Source organism: Micromonospora musae (assembly GCF_003626635.1).
Taxonomy (GTDB): domain Bacteria; phylum Actinomycetota; class Actinomycetes; order Mycobacteriales; family Micromonosporaceae; genus Micromonospora; species Micromonospora musae.
In genome coordinates this window covers 241,700-257,576 of record NZ_RAZT01000010.1, presented here as the reverse complement: position 1 = coordinate 257,576, position 15,877 = coordinate 241,700, and the positions used below count along the sequence as shown (strand labels likewise).

Below are 15,877 nucleotides of genomic sequence, written 5' to 3'. Positions count from 1 at the left end.
GCCTCACAGTGCCGGTGGGGTGAACGTGCCGACGGCGCTCTCCAACGCGGCGGCGACCCGGTACATCCGGTCGTCGGCCATCGTCGGGGCCATCACCTGAAGACCGACCGGCAGACCGTCGGAGAGCCCGCACGGCACCGAGATGCCGGGCCCGCCGTAGAGGTTGGTCGGGATGGTGAACAGGTCGGCCAGGTACATCTGGTACGGGTCGGCGGTGCGCTCGCCGATCGGGAACGCCACGAACGGGGTGGTCGGCGAGATCAGCGCGTCCACCTGCTCGAACGCCGCGGTGAAGTCCCGGGTGATGAGCGTACGGACCTTCTGGGCCTGCCCGTAGTAGGCGTCGTAGTAGCCCGACGAGAGCGCGTACGTGCCGAGCATGATGCGGCGCTTGACCTCCGGGCCGAAGCCGGCCTCCCGGGTCAGCGACATGACCTCCTCCAGCGACCGGCTGCCGTCGTCGCCGACCCGCAGGCCGAACCGGACGCCGTCGAACCGGGCCAGGTTGGAGGAGCACTCGCTCGGCGCGATGAGGTAGTACGCCGGCAGCGCGTAGGTGAAGTTCGGGCAGGAGACCTCGACGATCTCGGCGCCCAGCTTGGTCAGCGCGTCGACCGCCTCCCGGAACACCGCCATCACGCCCGGCTCGGCGCCCTCGCCGACGAACTCGGTCACGATGCCGAGCTTCACGCCGGTCAGGTCGCCGGTGGCGCCGAGCTTCGCGGCGGCCACCACGTTCGGCACCGGCTGCGGGATCGAGGTGGAGTCACGCGGGTCGTGCCCGGCGATCGCCTCGTGCAGCAGCGCGGCGTCGAGCACCGTACGGGCGCACGGGCCGGGCGTGTCCAGCGACGAGGAGAAGGCGACGAGCCCATAGCGCGAGGTGCCGCCGTAGGTCGGCTTCGCCCCGACGGTGCCGGTGACCGCGCCCGGCTGGCGGATCGAGCCGCCGGTGTCCGAGCCGATCGCCAGCGGCGCCTCGTACGCGGCCAGCGCCGCCGAGCTGCCGCCGCCCGAGCCACCCGGGATCCGGCTCAGGTCCCACGGGTTGCGGGTCGCGCCGTACGCCGAGTACTCGGTGGAGGAGCCCATCGCGAACTCGTCCATGTTCGTCTTGCCGAGCATCACCGTGCCGGCCGCGCGCAGCCGCTCGACGATCGTCGCGTCGTACGGCGGGCGCCAGCCCTCCAGGATCTTCGACCCGACGGTGGTCGGCACCCCCTTGGTGGCGAGCACGTCCTTGACCGCCACCGGCACCCCGGCCAGCGGGCCGAGCGGCTCACCGGCCGCGCGGCGCTCGTCGACCGCCCGGGCCGCGGCGAGCGCGCCCTCGGTGTCGACGTGCAGGAACGCGTGCACCTGGTCGTCGACCGCCGCGATCCGGTCGAGGTGGGCCTGGGTGACCTCGACGGCGGAGGTCTCCCCGCCGGCCACCAGCGCGGCGATCTCCGCCGCGGTCTTCCTGGTCAGATCGCTCATGCCGCCGCCTCGCTTCGCTCGCCGGCGCACCGCCGCGCGCTGATGATGCTGATTCGCTCGCTCATGACGCCAAGTCCTCGTTCAGGATCCGGGGGACGCGGAACCGCTGCTGCTCGGCGTCCGGCGCGCCCGACAACGCCTCCTCGGGCGTCAGGCACGGCGTCTCGACGTCCTCACGCAGGACGTTCGTCAGCGGCACCGAGTGCGAGGTCGGTGGGATGTCCGCGGCGGCGACCTTGCCGACCTGGGCGACCGCCTGGAGGATCACGTCGAGCTGGCCGGCGAACGTGTCCAGCTCCTCCTCGGTTACGGCGAGCCGCGACAGGCGCGCCAGGTGCGCGACCTCCTCGCGGGAGATGGCGGCCATCGTGCCCCCTTCGTGACGGTCCTGTGTCCGGCCGGTCTGCGACCGCGCGAGCTGTGCGGAGTGACGCGCGGTGACCGGAGCGAGTCTATTGTTCCGTGCCGGCGTGACGTCCCCCCACTCCCCCTCCGCGCCGTCGTGGCGCCCGATCCCGGTCCACCCGATCACCGGCGATCGCATGATCGACTCGGGTTGCCGGGAGGTCGGGGTGTCCCGGCGATCGGTTAACGCGACTTCAAGGAGGTCGGTGTCGATCACCCAAGGCGGGGCGAGGGCCGGTGCCGGGCGCCAAGCCGACGGGGACGGGACCACCGCGCGGGCCGGGGCGAGCGCCGGGCGGGCCGGGGCGGGACCACCGGGCGGGCCGGGGCGGGTTCAGCGGGCGGGCCGGCGGCGCAGGTCCGGGTCCGGACCGCCGGTGGGGCGCACCGGGCGGTACCGGGCCAGCCAGGTGACCAACTCCTGGGCGGGCATCGGCCGGGCGTAGAACCAGCCCTGGGCGGCGTCGCAGCCGGCGGCGTGCAGCATCCGCCAGGTCCGTTCGTCCTCGACCCCCTCGGCGACCACCCGCAGGCCGAGAGCGCCCGCCAGCTCGATCATCGACCGTACGATCGCCGCGTCGTCGGGGTCGTCGGCCATGCCGAGCACGAAGCTGCGGTCCACCTTCACCTCGGAGAGCGGCAACCGGCGCAGGTGCTGCAGGGACGAGTACCCGGTGCCGAAGTCGTCCAGCGAGATCGCCACCCCGATCCGGTGCAGCCGGGAGATGGTCGCCAGCACCCGTCGCGGGTCGGCCATCAGCGCACCCTCGGTGATCTCCAGTTGCAGCCGTTCGGGCGGTACGCCGTAGCGGGTCAGCCGGTCGGCGATCTGGTCGGCGATCTCACCGGTGTGCAGGTCGCGCACGCTCACGTTGAGCGCGGCCCGCAGGCCGACCCCGGTGGCCGACCACTTCGCGAGCTGCTCCACCACGTCGTCGACGACCCGGCGGGTGAGCAGCCGCATCACGGCGCTCTGCTCGGCGACCCGGATCAGCTCCTCCGGATCGACCATTCCGCGTCGTGGATGCCGCCAGCGCAACAACGCCTCGACACCCACCACCTCACCGGTGGCGATGGCGATCTGCGGCTGGTAGTACATCGTGATCTCGCCGACGTCGACGGCCGGATCGGCCTCGGCCGGCCGGAGCCGGTGCCGACCGGCGCCACCGGTCCCCGTCGCGGCGGCCGGGCTGGCCGCCCGCTCGACCGCCTCGGGAGCGCCGCCGAGTCCGGGCACATCCGGCTCGGTACCCGGCTCGCGACCGTTGCGCGTCCCACGGTCGACGACCGCGCCCCGGTCGACCAGCTCCGCCCCGGTACGGCCGCCGCGGCGGCGGGTCGGGTCGGCGCCGGTCACGATCCGGCTGATCAGCTCGTCCTCGGGCAGCACGTCGGTGCGGCGCTCCCGCTGCCGGGACCACCACCGCCTCGCCCGCACGCCGGTCACCTCCCCGGTCAACGCGGGACCGACCTCCGCCTCCGCGCTCGGCACCCCGCCGCCGGACTGATCGGCGGCGGTGGCGAGGGCCGCGCCGTCCCCGCCCCGCGTCCCGCCGGCGCCGAGGGGGACCTCCGCGACGTCGGCCGAGTCACCGGCTCCGCCGTCGGCCGGCTCGTCGGTGTCGGCCGGCTCGTCGACGGCCGGGCCGGCCTCCAGCACCCGGCGCAGATCCGCCAGGAGCCCGAGCCGCTCGGGAGAGTTGTGGTCGGACTCGGCGGTGTAGACGGCGATCGTGTCGTTGCGGTGCTTCGCGTCGTACATGGCGACGTCGGCGTGGCGCATCAGGGTGGCGAAGTCCTCGCCGTGCTCCGGGAAGAGTGCGATGCCGATCGACCCGCCGACGTCCAGCGGCAGCCCGTCCAGCGGCACCGGCTCGGCGAGCGTCCGGACCACCCGGTCGGCGAGTTCACGAGCCTCGGCGACCGTCGTGAGCCCGGTCATCACGATGGCGAACTCGTCGCCGCCCAGCCGGGCCACCATGTCGCGCCCACCGACCAGCGCGGTCAGCCGCTGGCTGACCTCGACCAGCAGCCGGTCCCCCACCGCGTGGCCGAGGGCGTCGTTGACGTTCTTGAACCGATCGAGGTCGATCAGCAGCAGCGCGAGGTGAGCGTCGGGCTCGCCCCGCCCCGACCGCTCGGCGTGCAGGTGCACCTGCTCGGCGACCTCGGCCAGCAGCGCCTTGCGGTTCGGCAGGCCGGTCAACGGGTCCAGGGAGGCGAGCTGCTGCTGCTCGACGGTGAGCCGGGCCATCCGGTAGACGGCGAAGAGCGGCACCAGCACCAGTGGGATCAGCGCGGCGCTGGTGCGGGCCGCGGCGACCAGCACCGGGGCGAGCAGCAGCAGCGAACCGGTGGAGAGCAGCTCGAAGCCGAGGCCCTGCCGGAAGCTCGGCCACCAGCGGCCGCCGAAGCGCAGCCGTACCGCCGTGCTGACCAACACGTAGTTGACCAGGAACCAGACGAGCGTCGCGCTGCCCACCACCACGACGTCGGAGGTGTGCAGCACACCGCCGGAGAAGACGGTGCCCGGCCCGAGTCGGGTGACCGCGTACGCGGCGGCGAGGGCGCAGGCGTACTGCCCGACGTTGAACGCCGTACGCCAGATGGCGTGCCGTAGCCGCCAGCCGGAGACGATCACGGCCACCGCCTGCACCGCCACCGCCGGTCCCAGTCCCCAGCCGAGCAGGATGGCGAAGGTGAAGCAGGTGGACGGGAAGACCGCCGACGACTGCCGCCGGCCGGGCGGTACGAACGGGCGGGCGTCGCAGACCACCGCGAGCGCCGCCATCGTCCAGAACGCCACCGGCAGGTCGGGCAGTTGATCCGGCAGTGTCACCAGTGGACCGGCCGCGACCAGCAACGCCAGGGCGAGGATGGCGCCGATGAAGGCGAGAAACGGCGCCACGCGTCCCGGCGGAACGACGTTGCGCGGGTCCGCGACCTCCATCGCACCTCCCGGACAGCGGTCGGCGTGGACCTTCACACGCCGTGCACCAATGAAACGCCCTCGGTGCCGGCTTTCCCGGTATGACAGTCACGAATCGGTCGTAGTCGTAATTAACTTGGTATACGCCCCAGCCGGCGCAGGCGCGCGGCGTTCCCGGACTTCCCGGCCGGCGGCTCGCCGGTTCACCCGCGGTCGCGGAAGCGAGCCTCAGCCCTCGACGCGGGCCACTTCGCGAGCGGCGTCCGGCCCCTGGTCGAGGAGGAGACGGAAACCGTCCTCGTCGAGGATCGGCACCTTGAGGCCGGCCGCCTTCTCCGCCTTGGACCCCGGGTTCTCGCCGACCACCACGAAGCCCGTCTTCTTCGAGACCGAGCCGCTGACCTTGCCGCCCCGGCTCTGCACCGCCTCCGCGGCCTGGTCGCGGGAGAAGCCGGCGAGCGTGCCGGTGACCACGACGGTGAGCCCCTCCAACGGACGCGGGCCCTCGTCGGCCGCCTCCTCGGCCATCCGTACGCCGGCCTCGGCCCACTTGCGGACCACCTCGCGGTGCCAGTCCACGGCGAACCACTCGCGGATGCTGGCGGCGATGGTGGGGCCGACGCCGTCGACGGAGGAGAGCTCCTCCTCGCTGGCCTCGTCGATCGCCTCGACGGAGCGGAAGTGCTGGGCCAGTGCCCGGGCGGCCGTCGGGCCGACGTGCCGGATGGAGAGCGCGACGAGCACCCGCCAGAGCTCCCGCTCCTTGGCGACGGCCAGGTTGTCGAGCAGCTTCACCGCGTTGCTGCCGAGGCTGCCGTCCTTGTTGACGAAGAACGGCGACCGGGTGAGCTGCTCGGCGTCGAGTTGGAAGAGATCACCCTCGTCGCGGATGATCTCCGCGTCGAGCAGGGCCGCCGCGCCCTTGTAGCCGAGCACCTCGATGTCGAAAGCCCCGCGTCCGGCGAGGTGGAAGACCCGCTCCCGCAACTGCGCCGGGCAGCCGCGGGTGTTCGGGCAGCGGATGTCGACGTCGCCTTCCTTGGCGGGGGCGAGCGGGGTGCCGCAGGCGGGGCAGTGGATGGGCATCACGAACGGCCGGGCGTCGGCGGGTCGCAGATCGACGACCGGGCCGAGGACCTCGGGGATCACGTCGCCGGCCTTGCGGATCACCACCGTGTCCCCGATCAGCACGCCCTTGCGTTCCACCTCGCGTCCGTTGTGCAGGGTGGCGTACGCGACCGTGGAGCCGGCCACCTTGACCGGCTGGAGGACCGCGCGCGGGGTGACCCGGCCGGTGCGCCCGACCTCGACGTCGATGTCGAGCAGCTTGGTGTTGACCTCCTCCGGCGGGTACTTGAAGGCGATCGCCCAGCGGGGGGCGCGACTGGTCGAGCCGAGCCGGCCCTGGATGGCGACCGGGTCGACCTTGACGACGACGCCGTCGATCTCGTGCTCGACGTCGTGCCGGTGCTCGGCGTAGTAGGCGATGTATTCGGCGACGCCGGAGAGGTCGGGCACGACCCGCCACCGGTCGCTGGTCGGCAGGCCCCACGCCTTCAGCGCCGTGTACGACTCCGACTGCGCGACCGGTTGGAAGCCGCGCCGGGCGCCGATGCCGTGCACCACCAGGCGCAGCGGCCGGGACGCGGTGATCCGCGGATCCTTCTGGCGAAGGCTGCCGGCGGCGGCGTTACGCGGGTTGGCGAACGGCGGCTTGCCCTGCTCCACCAGGCCCGCGTTGAGGTCGGCGAAGGCCGCCACCGGGAAGTAGATCTCGCCCCGGACCTCGAGGAACTCGGGCACGTCGGGGAACTCGGGTGACGGGGTGAGCTGACCCGGCACGTCCCGGATGCTGCGCACGTTGGCGGTCACGTCCTCACCGGTGCGGCTGTCGCCGCGGGTCGCCGCCCGGACCAGCCGGCCACGCTCGTAGGTGAGGTTGATCGCGAGCCCGTCGACCTTCAGCTCGCAGAGGTAGGGCACCGGACCGCCGGCGTCACGCTCGACCCGCTCGGCCCAGGCCGCGAGCTCCTCGTCGGCGAACGCGTTGTCGAGCGACATCATCCGCTCGGCGTGCTGGACCGGGGTGAAGTCGGTGGAGAAGGTCCCGCCGACGCGCTGGGTGGGCGAATCGGGCGTGCGCAGCGCCGGGAACTCCGCCTCCAACGCCTCCAGCTCGCGCAGCTGGCGGTCGAACTCGGCGTCGGTGATGGTGGGCGAGTCGAGCACGTAGTAGCGGTACTGATGCTCGGTCAGCTCACGGCTCAGCGTGGTGTGCCGCTCCCGCGCCTCGGGGGTCGGCTCGCCGCCCGCCGCCGCCTCCTGCGCCGGGCTGACCTGCTGGTCGATCCGCTCCTCGGACACGCCGCCACCTTCGGACACCGCTTGACCTCCCTGATCACGCTACCCGGGCACGGTAACCGGCGGATACGACAACCACCCACCCGCCGGCCCGCCCCACCCGTTGATCATGAAGTTGTTGCCGCGACACGCCGCTTCGGTCGACAACAACTTCATGATCGACGCGCGGAGCGGGGGCCGGGGGGTTAGGGGGTGGTGAGGGTGGTTAGTTGGTCGGCGTACTCGATGCGGGTGGCCCAGTCGGCCGGCCAGGCGGACATGCCCACGGCCGCGCCCACGAACGCGCCGGCCAGCGCCGCGATGGAGTCCGAGTCACCGGCGGTGGTGGCGCCCCGGGCCAGCGCGCCGACCGGGTCGTCGGCGTGCCGCAGCGCGCAGTACAGGGCGGTGGCGAGCGCCTCCTCGGCCACCCAGCCCTCGCCGGTCAGTCGGCACGGGTCGCCACCGTCATCCGGCCGGGCCAGCGCGTCGGTCAGCCGACCCAGCACGGCGAGGCACTCGTCCCAGCCCCGGGCGATGAACTGCGCCGGGTCCGTCGAGCCGGAGCGCTGCCACAGGTCGCCCAGCCACTCGGCGCGGTAGCGGTGGCGCTGCTCCCGTGCCCGGTCGGTGAGCAGGTCGGGCAGCTGGTCGACGGCGGCGCCGTCGCGCAGCAGCCGCACGGCGTACGCGGTCAGCTCGCTCGCGGCCAGCCCGGTCGGATGCCCGTGGGTGAGACCGGCCTGAAGCTGGGCGAGCCCGGCGAGAGTGTCCAGATCGACGTCGAGCAGCCCGACCGGGGTGACCCGCATGTTCGCCCCGCAGCCCTTCGAGCCGGCCACGGTCGCCTCCTGCCAGCGCAGCCCCCGGGCCAGGTCGCCGCAGGCCCGCAGGCAGGTCATCCCCGGCGCCCGGTTGTTCTCCGGGCTCGCCGCCCAGTCGAGGAACCGCCGGCGCAGCGCCGGCTCCACCGCCGCCGGCGTCAGCTCGGGGGCGGTACGCAGCGCCCAGGCCACGGCCAGTGCCATCTGGGTGTCGTCGGTGACCAGCGCCGGGTCGCCGACCAGCTCCCGCGGGCCGGTCGGCCCGTGCCGCCGGACGATCTCGGCGACCGGCAGGAACTCGGTCTCCTTGCCGAGGGCGTCACCGTAGGCGAGCCCGAAGAGTGATCCGGCCACCCGGTCGCGCGAGGAATCGATCATGCCGGTGATCATGCCCGTCGGGTGCGACCACCGCCAGGCGGCGGCGCGGCGGGCTCGTCAGTCCCAGCAGAGGCAGAACGGGTGGCCGGCGGGGTCGGCGTAGACCCGGAAGCCCTCGCCCTCGCCGGGCAGCCGCCGGGCCCCCAGCGCGAGCGCCGCCTTCTCGGCGGCCTCGATGTCGGTCACCGTCACGTCGAGGTGGAGCTGCTGCGGGACCTCCGGAGCCGGCCACGTCGGCGGGCGCAGGTCGGGCGCCTTCTGGAACGCCACGCGCGGATGCTGGCCGGGCGGGCCGCCGAGCACCACCCAGTCGTCCTCGTCGGCATGCGTCACGGGCAGGCCGAGCAGCTCCGAGTAGAACGTGGCCAGGGCGTGCGGATCCGGGCAGTCGATCACCGTCGAACGCAGCTGTCCAATCATGCCGGTGATTCTGCCCAGCGGGTACGACAGGGAAACTCAGTCCTCGGCGAGCCGCCGGCCGGCGTCGTAGCAGGCCTTCAGCACGGCCCGGGCGTACTCCGCCGGGGCGCCCGCCAACCCGCAGGCGGGGGTGACCACGACCTGCTCGGCCAGGCGGGCGCGGGGGAAGCCGAGGCGGTCCCAGAGCGTGCGTACCCGGTCGGCCACCTCCGCGGAGGTCGGCGCCCGACCGGTCGACGGCGGGCGGGTGGGCGCGGCGCCGGCGAGCAGCCCGAGCCCGGCGTCGATCGCCTCGCCGAGCGGGTCCAGATCGGTGACCAGGGACAGGTCGAGGGCCAGGCCGACGGCTCCGGTGGAGCGGATCAGCTCCACCGGCACCTCCGGCGCGCAACAGTGCACCACGGTCGGCACCCCCACCGCCTCGATGAGCGAGCGCAGCAGGCCCGCCACGACCTCGGGCTCCGCAGCCGGGTACGTGCCGAGCCCGCTCTCGGTGCGCACCCTTCCGGCGAGCACCGCGGGCAGCGACGGCTCGTCGAGTTGGAGCAGCACCGACGCACGGGGCAGCCGCCGGGCCACCGCCGCGACGTGCTCGCGCAGCCCCTCGGCGAGGGAGCCGGTCAGGTCCCGTACCGCGCCCGGATCGCGCAGCATCCGGCCGCCGATCGGCAGTTCGAGGGCGGCGGCGAGGGTGAACGGCCCGCCGGCCTGCAGCTTGACCGGCCCGGCGTACTCATCGGCCTGCTCGGCGAGCTGATCGAGGTCACGCTCCATGAGGTCCCGCGCGCGGCGCAGCTCCCGGCCGGGGCGCTGAGCGATCCGCCAGCGCCCCGCGTACAGCTCCACGGGCAGCTCGACCAGCAGGCCGGCGGTGCGGCCGATCAGCTCGGCGCCCGGCCCACGGGCCGGCAGCTCCGGCAGGTGCGGCAGGTCGGGTAGTTCACCGAGGACGATCCGCTGCGCCTCGGCGATGTCGGTGCCGGGCAGCGATCCGATGCCGGTCGCTGCGCCGGCCGGCCAGGGCCACGCCTGATCTGTCACCGCCGAAGGGTATCCGGTGGATCCCGCCGAACCGCCCGGTGGCGGGTACTCAGCCGACGATGGTGGCGGAGCCGAGCACGACGTCGCCGGCCGGGTCCGGCCGGTACGCCACCACCGCCTGGCCGGCGGCGACTCCCCGCATCGGACGGCGCAGCTCGGCGTGGAGCGTCTCGCCGTCCAGCGCGACGGTGGCGGGCACCACGTCGCCGTGGGCGCGCAGCTGCACCTCGCATTCGATCGGGCCGTCCGGGCGCGCGCCGCCGGTCCAGATCGGCCGGTTCGCGCGCACCTGGGACACCTCCAGCGCCTCGGCCGGGCCGACGGTCACGGTGTTGGTCTTCGGAGTGATGGAGAGCACGTAGCGGGGCCGGCCGTCCGGGGCAGGCCGGTCCAGGTGCAGCCCGCGCCGCTGGCCGACGGTGTACGCGTACGCGCCGGCGTGGCTGCCGACGACCGCGCCGGTGGTGGCGTCGACCACGTCGCCCGGCTGCTCGCCGAGCCGCTGGGCGAGGAAGCCACGGGTGTCGCCGTCGGCGATGAAGCAGATGTCGTGCGAGTCGGGCTTCTCGGCGACCGCCAGCCCACGCTGCGCCGCCTCGGCCCGGACCTGCGCCTTCGTCGAGTCACCGAGAGGGAAGACCGACCGGTCCAGCTGCTCCCGGGTGAGCACCGCCAGCACGTACGACTGGTCCTTGGCCACGTCGACGCTGCGGCGCAGCAGACCGTCCGCGCCGAGCCGGGCGTGGTGGCCGGTGACGACCGCGTCGAAGCCGAGGGCGACCGCCCGGTCCAGCACCGCGGCGAACTTGATCTTCTCGTTGCAGCGCAGGCACGGGTTCGGGGTACGACCGGCCGCGTACTCGGCGACGAAGTCGTCGACCACGTCCTCGTGGAACCGGTCGGCCATGTCCCACACGTAGAACGGGATGCCGATCACGTCGGCGGCGCGTCGCGCGTCGCGCGAGTCCTCCAGCGTGCAGCAGCCCCGCGCGCCGGTGCGGTATGTCTGCGGATTGCGGGAGAGCGCCAGGTGCACGCCGGTGACGTCGTGCCCGGCGTCGACCGCCCGCGCCGCCGCGACCGCCGAGTCGACCCCGCCGGACATCGCCGCCAATACCCTCACCGATTCACTCCCTTCCGCCCCACAACCCTAACCGCCCGTTCCGGCCGACCGCCCTGCCCGGCCCGTCCGCCCCGCACCGACAGGGCTCCGATCAGCGGGGCGTGCGGTACGCGGCGGCGCGCCGGGCGCGTTCGACCGCGCCGGGGAGGGCGGCGACGAGCGCGTCGACCTCCTCCTGCGACGAGGTGTGCCCGAGGGTGAAGCGCAGCGACGAACGGGCCCGCGCGTCGTCGGCGCCCATCGCCAGCAGTACGTGCGAGGGCTGGGCCACCCCTGCCGAGCAGGCCGACCCGGTGGAGCAGGCGATGCCCTGGGCATCGAGGAGCAGCAGCAGGGCATCGCCCTCGCAGCCGGGGAAGGAGAAGTGCGCGTTGCCGGGGAGCCGGTCGACCGGATCGCCGTTGTAGACGACGTCGGGCACGGCCTGGCGGACCCGCTCGACCAGGTCGTCGCGGAGCTCGGCGACCCGTGCCGCGTACTCCTGCTGGCTCTTGACGGCCGCCTCCACGGCGACGGCGAAGGCCACGATGCCGGCGGTGTCCAGCGTGCCGGAGCGGACGTCGCGTTCCTGCCCGCCGCCGTGCAGCAGTGGGGTGGCCGCCACGTCCCGGCCGAGCAGCAGGGCGCCAACGCCCACCGGCCCGCCGAGTTTGTGTCCGGTCACGGTCAGCGCGGAGACCCCGCTGGCGGCGAAGTCGACGGGCACCTGCCCGACCGCCTGGACCGCGTCGGTGTGGAAGGGCACACCGTACTCGGCGGCGACCGCGGCCAGCTCGCCGATCGGTTGCACGGTGCCGACCTCGTTGTTGGCCCACATCGCGGTCACGAACGCGACCCGATCGCCGTGGGCCGCCAGCTCGGTGCGGAGCGCGGCGGGATCGAGGCGACCGGCGCTGTCGACCGGCAACCAGTCGACCTCCGCGCCCTCGTGCCCGCCGAGCCAGTCCACGGCGTCCAGCACCGCGTGGTGCTCGACCGCGCTGGAGACCAGCCGACGTCGCTGCGCCGCGCTCGTCCGGCGGGCCCAGAAGATGCCCTTGACGGCGAGGTTGTCGCTCTCCGTACCGCCGCCCGTGAAGATCACCTCGGAGGGCCGGGCACCCAGGGCGGCGGCCACCCGTTCGCGGGACTCCTCGACCCGTCGGCGGGCCTGCCGACCGGCGGCGTGCAGCGCCGACGCGTTGCCGAGCTCGCGAGCGGTGGCGACGTACGCCTCCAGTGCCTCGTCGAGCATCGGAGTGGTCGCCGCGTGATCCAGGTAAGCCATCACCACTCAGCCTACGGCGGTCGGACGGATGCTCGACGGTCGAGGGCACCGGCACGTACGTCGCGAGGCGCCCGCGCTGATCGACCGGGGGCGGGCACGCATCTCCGGGGCGATTTCGGGGTACCTGGGATTCCGAGTCGACCGACAGGGGATCATCGCCTCGGGCGGTGTCGAACCCGTGCAGATCAGGCATACTCGATGTCGATGTCCCGCGCCGACGTTGCCCGGCGTGCCCGGCGACCGCACGCCGGGCCCCTGACGGGCTGATCGGCGGGCCGGTTCAGCTCCCCGGCCCGCCGATCAGCTCCCATCAGTCACCGCCCCCACCCGCCGTCCGGACACCGGCAGACAAGAACAGTGAAAGAGTGGCCATTCACGGCGGAATGGCCACTCTTTCACTGTATTTGCTCGCGGCGGGCGGCGCGGGGTGGCCCGCTCGCGGCGGGCGGGGTGCGGTGCCCGGAGGGTCGGGTTACTTCCGCTTGCGGATCTCCTCGGCGGCCTGCGGCACGACCTTGAAGAGGTCGCCGACCACGCCGAAGTCGGAGAGCTCGAAGATCGGCGCCTCGGCGTCCTTGTTCACCGCGACGATCGTCTTCGAGGTCTGCATGCCGGCCCGGTGCTGGATCGCCCCGGAGATGCCGAGCGCGACGTAGAGCTGCGGGGAGACCGTCTTACCGGTCTGGCCGACCTGGAACTGGTGCGGGTAGAAGCCGGAGTCGACGGCCGCGCGGGACGCGCCGACCGCGCCGCCGAGCAGGTCGGCCAGCTCCTCGACCAGCTTGAAGTTGTCCGCGTTGCCGACGCCACGGCCGCCGGAGACGACCACCGACGCCTCGGTCAGCTCCGGGCGCGACCCCTTCTGCTCGGCGACCCGCTGCACCACCTTGGCCAGCTTGTCGGTGTCGGCGACGGCGACGGCGAGCTGCTCGACCGCCGGCTCGGCGGCGGCCGGCTCGGGGTTGACCGAGTTCGGCCGGAGGGTGACCAGCGGCAGGCCGCGGGTGACCTTGGACTTCACGATCGTGGAGCCGGCGAACGCCACCTGGGTGGCGGTGCCGTCGGCGTCCAGCGCGACGACGTCGGTCAGGATGCCGTTGTCCAGCTTGACCGCGAGCCGGGCGGCGATCTCCTTGCCCTCCTGGGAGCCGGCGAGCAGCACGGCGGCGGGCTGGACGCGGCGGACCAGGTCGGCCAGGACGCCGGCCTTCGGGGCCACCAGGTAGCCGTCGATCTCCTCACCCTCGGCGGCGTAGATCTTCGCCGCGCCGTACTCGCCCAGCTTGACGCTGAGCGCCTCGGCGGCGCCGGGGCCGCCGAGCACGACCGCGCTGGGCGTGCCGAGCTGACGGGCGAGGGTGAGCATCTCCAGGGTGACCTTCTTGACGCCGAATTCGCGGGTGGCTTCGACGACGACGAGAACCTCAGACATGTCCGGACCCCTCACACGAACTTCTCGGTGGCGAGGAACTCGACCAGCTTGACGCCGCCCTCGCCCTCGTCGGTGACCTTCGCGCCGCCGGAGCGCGGCGGACGCTTGCTGTGCTCCACGACGGCGCTGGTGGCGCCCTCGAAGCCCACCTCGGCCGGGGCGACGCCGAGGTCACCCAGGGAGAGGGTCTGCACCGGCTTCTTCTTGGCCGCCATGATGCCCTTGAAGGACGGGTAGCGCGGCTCGTTGATGGTGTCCCAGACGGAGACCACGGCCGGGGTGGAGGCGGTGACGACCTCGTAGCCCTCCTCGGTCTGCCGCTCGATGGTGAGCGTGCCGCCGTCGACGGTGAGCTTGCGGGCGCCGGTCAGCGCCGCCACGCCCAGCCGCTCGGCGATCATGTGCGGCATGACCTGGACCCGACCGTCGGTCGACTCGGCGCCGCAGATCACCAGGTCGGCGCCGAGGGTGCCCAGCGCCGCGGCGAGCACCTTCGAGGTGGTCACGGCGCAGGAGCCGTGGAGCGCGTCGTCCACGACGTGCACGGCCTTGTCCGGGCCCATGGAGAGCGCCTTGCGGATCGACTCGGTCGCCCGGTCCGGACCCATGGTCAGGATGGTCACCTCGCCGCCGTGCGCCTCCTTGATCTTCAACGCCTCTTCGATGGCGTACTCGTCCATCTCGTTGATGACGTTGTTCGCCGAACCGCGGTCGACGGTGTTGTCGTCAGTGCGCAGGTTGCGGTCCGCGCCCGAATCGGGCACCTGCTTGACGAGTACGACGATGTTCATCGCGCTTCGACGACCCCTCCTGTGTGGTGATGCGAAATCGCTCGCCCGGTCTGGGCCGCAGCCTCCCGCGTGACTTAACGATCGGTCAACTGCGGGCCGCTGTGCGGTTGCCCACGGCGCTATGTTACCTGCCGGTAAGTTATCGGCCCCGGGGGACCAGAGTGACACAGGCCACCACGCAAACCGCCCACGGGTGCTCCGATCACCCCACCTCGGCCAGCGCCGCTCTGATCCGTTCGATCACCGCCGCCTCGGCCGGGGCCACCCCGGCGTGCGCCCGGGCCACCCGGTCCGCGGCGGCGAGCACCACCTCGCGGTACACCGCCACGTCCGCCGGGGACTTCTCGCGCAGGATCCGCACCGCCCGACCGAGCGCCGGCAGCACCGTCGCCTCGATCTCCGGCGGCGACTCACGCGGCAGCCTCGGCAGCGGACCGGTGGTGAGCGCCGCCCGGACCACACCGGACGCGTCAGCGAACACCTCCGACGCCGCCATGCTCTCCTTCAGCACCGAGAGCATGCCCGGGTCCACGTTCGACACCAGGAAGACCGCGCCGAACGCGCCGGTCTTGAGCGTCAACCGCTCCTCGTCCGTCAACTCCTGGACCATGATCACGGAGTGTAGACGTAGGGAGTCGTCGTGGTGACCGCGACGAGGCCGAGCCGCTCGAGGATGGGCCGACTGTCGTCGGAGGCGTCGACCTGGAGCAGGGTCCGCTCCCGCTGCGCGGCAAGCCGGGCCCGGTGGACCACCAACGCCCGGTAGATGCCCCGGCGCCGCCACTGCGGCAGGGTCGAGCCGCCCCAGAGCGAGGCGAAGCCGCTGCCCGGCAGGTAGCGGATCCAGCCCGCGCTCACCACGGTCTCCCCCGCCTCGGCCACCACGACGGTGATCGACTGCGGGTCCGTCGCGATCTCCCGCTCCAGGGCCGTCCCGAGGTGGCTGCGGTCGGCCTCCCAGACCTCCTCCTCCATCGCCACGATCCGGTCCAGGTCGGCGCGGGCGGTCACCTCCCGCAGGCGTATCCCCTCGGGCACCACCGGAAGGGCCGCCGCCAGCGGCGCGACCGGTCCGATCACGACGGTCTCCCGCTCCTCCGCCACGAACCCGGCCGAGCGGAGCCGATCGGCGAGGTCCGCCGGCTCGTCGTGGCCGGCGAGCTTCCACTCCACCCGCTCGCCCCGCTGCCGGAACAGCTCGACCTGCCGGGCGATCAACTCGTCGAGCGCCGCACCCGTCAGACCGCCCAGGTCGCGGTAGGTGAGGAAACCGCCGTGATCGAGGCCGAGCACCCGGTACAGCGGTCCGTCCTGCTCGACGGTCACCCCCGCCGGCACGGGATCGGGCAGCTCGGGTCGGAGCTGGGCGTCGTACGCGGCGCGCAGGGTGGCGGCATCAAGATCTGTCATCGCTTCAGGCTACGGCCGGTGACCAGCGGATAATCGAC

At 73.3% G+C, this 15,877-nt stretch carries 13 protein-coding genes; all 13 read right to left on the bottom strand.

All coding sequences use genetic code 11. The annotated features are described in order from the left end of the window. Positions 1-3: 3 nt before the first annotated feature. Positions 4-1,479, bottom strand: coding sequence for an Asp-tRNA(Asn)/Glu-tRNA(Gln) amidotransferase subunit GatA (gene gatA, locus D7044_RS21230; RefSeq protein WP_120677442.1), 1,476 nt, complete (start codon positions 1,477-1,479; stop codon positions 4-6). A 61-nt stretch (positions 1,480-1,540) separates the two neighbouring features. Next, positions 1,541-1,846, bottom strand: a complete 306-nt coding sequence (gene gatC / locus D7044_RS21225; RefSeq protein ID WP_120328591.1) for an Asp-tRNA(Asn)/Glu-tRNA(Gln) amidotransferase subunit GatC — start codon at positions 1,844-1,846, stop codon at positions 1,541-1,543. 372 nt (positions 1,847-2,218) lie between these two features. Next, positions 2,219-4,834, bottom strand: a complete 2,616-nt coding sequence (locus D7044_RS21220; protein WP_120690005.1) for a putative bifunctional diguanylate cyclase/phosphodiesterase — start codon at positions 4,832-4,834, stop codon at positions 2,219-2,221. A gap of 207 nt (positions 4,835-5,041) precedes the next feature. Then, entirely contained in the window at positions 5,042-7,177 is a 2,136-nt protein-coding gene (gene ligA, locus D7044_RS21215) for an NAD-dependent DNA ligase LigA (RefSeq protein ID WP_120690004.1), read from the bottom strand. Positions 7,178-7,359: 182 nt separating this feature from the next. Next, positions 7,360-8,355: an ADP-ribosylglycohydrolase family protein gene (locus tag D7044_RS21210; protein ID WP_120690048.1), complete on the bottom strand. Its 996-nt coding sequence runs from the start codon at positions 8,353-8,355 to the stop codon at positions 7,360-7,362. 57 nt (positions 8,356-8,412) lie between these two features. Continuing rightward, a complete protein-coding gene (locus tag D7044_RS21205; RefSeq protein ID WP_199716716.1) occupies positions 8,413-8,775 on the bottom strand; it encodes a VOC family protein in 363 nt (120 codons plus the stop codon). Positions 8,776-8,811: 36 nt separating this feature from the next. Next, a complete protein-coding gene (locus tag D7044_RS21200) occupies positions 8,812-9,816 on the bottom strand; it encodes a uroporphyrinogen decarboxylase/cobalamine-independent methonine synthase family protein (RefSeq protein WP_120690002.1) in 1,005 nt (334 codons plus the stop codon). 49 nt (positions 9,817-9,865) lie between these two features. Then, positions 9,866-10,939: a tRNA 2-thiouridine(34) synthase MnmA gene (gene mnmA, locus D7044_RS21195; RefSeq protein ID WP_199716715.1), complete on the bottom strand. Its 1,074-nt coding sequence runs from the start codon at positions 10,937-10,939 to the stop codon at positions 9,866-9,868. A 91-nt stretch (positions 10,940-11,030) separates the two neighbouring features. Further along, the gene (locus tag D7044_RS21190; RefSeq protein ID WP_120690001.1) at positions 11,031-12,206 is read right to left on the bottom strand and encodes a cysteine desulfurase family protein; all 1,176 of its coding nucleotides are present in this window, start codon (positions 12,204-12,206) and stop codon (positions 11,031-11,033) included. A gap of 472 nt (positions 12,207-12,678) precedes the next feature. Continuing rightward, on the bottom strand, positions 12,679-13,638 hold the full coding sequence (locus D7044_RS21185; RefSeq protein ID WP_120690000.1) for an electron transfer flavoprotein subunit alpha/FixB family protein: 960 nt from the start codon (positions 13,636-13,638) through the stop codon (positions 12,679-12,681). Positions 13,639-13,649: 11 nt separating this feature from the next. After that, positions 13,650-14,429, bottom strand: coding sequence for an electron transfer flavoprotein subunit beta/FixA family protein (locus D7044_RS21180; protein WP_120689999.1), 780 nt, complete (start codon positions 14,427-14,429; stop codon positions 13,650-13,652). Positions 14,430-14,631: 202 nt separating this feature from the next. Continuing rightward, complete coding sequence (locus tag D7044_RS21175) at positions 14,632-15,039, bottom strand: hypothetical protein (RefSeq protein ID WP_199716714.1); 408 nt, start codon at positions 15,037-15,039, stop codon at positions 14,632-14,634. 2 nt (positions 15,040-15,041) lie between these two features. Beyond that, positions 15,042-15,839 (bottom strand): GNAT family N-acetyltransferase, encoded by a 798-nt coding sequence (locus tag D7044_RS21170; protein WP_120689997.1) that lies wholly within the window; start codon positions 15,837-15,839, stop codon positions 15,042-15,044. Between the last annotated feature and the right edge of the window lie 38 nt (positions 15,840-15,877).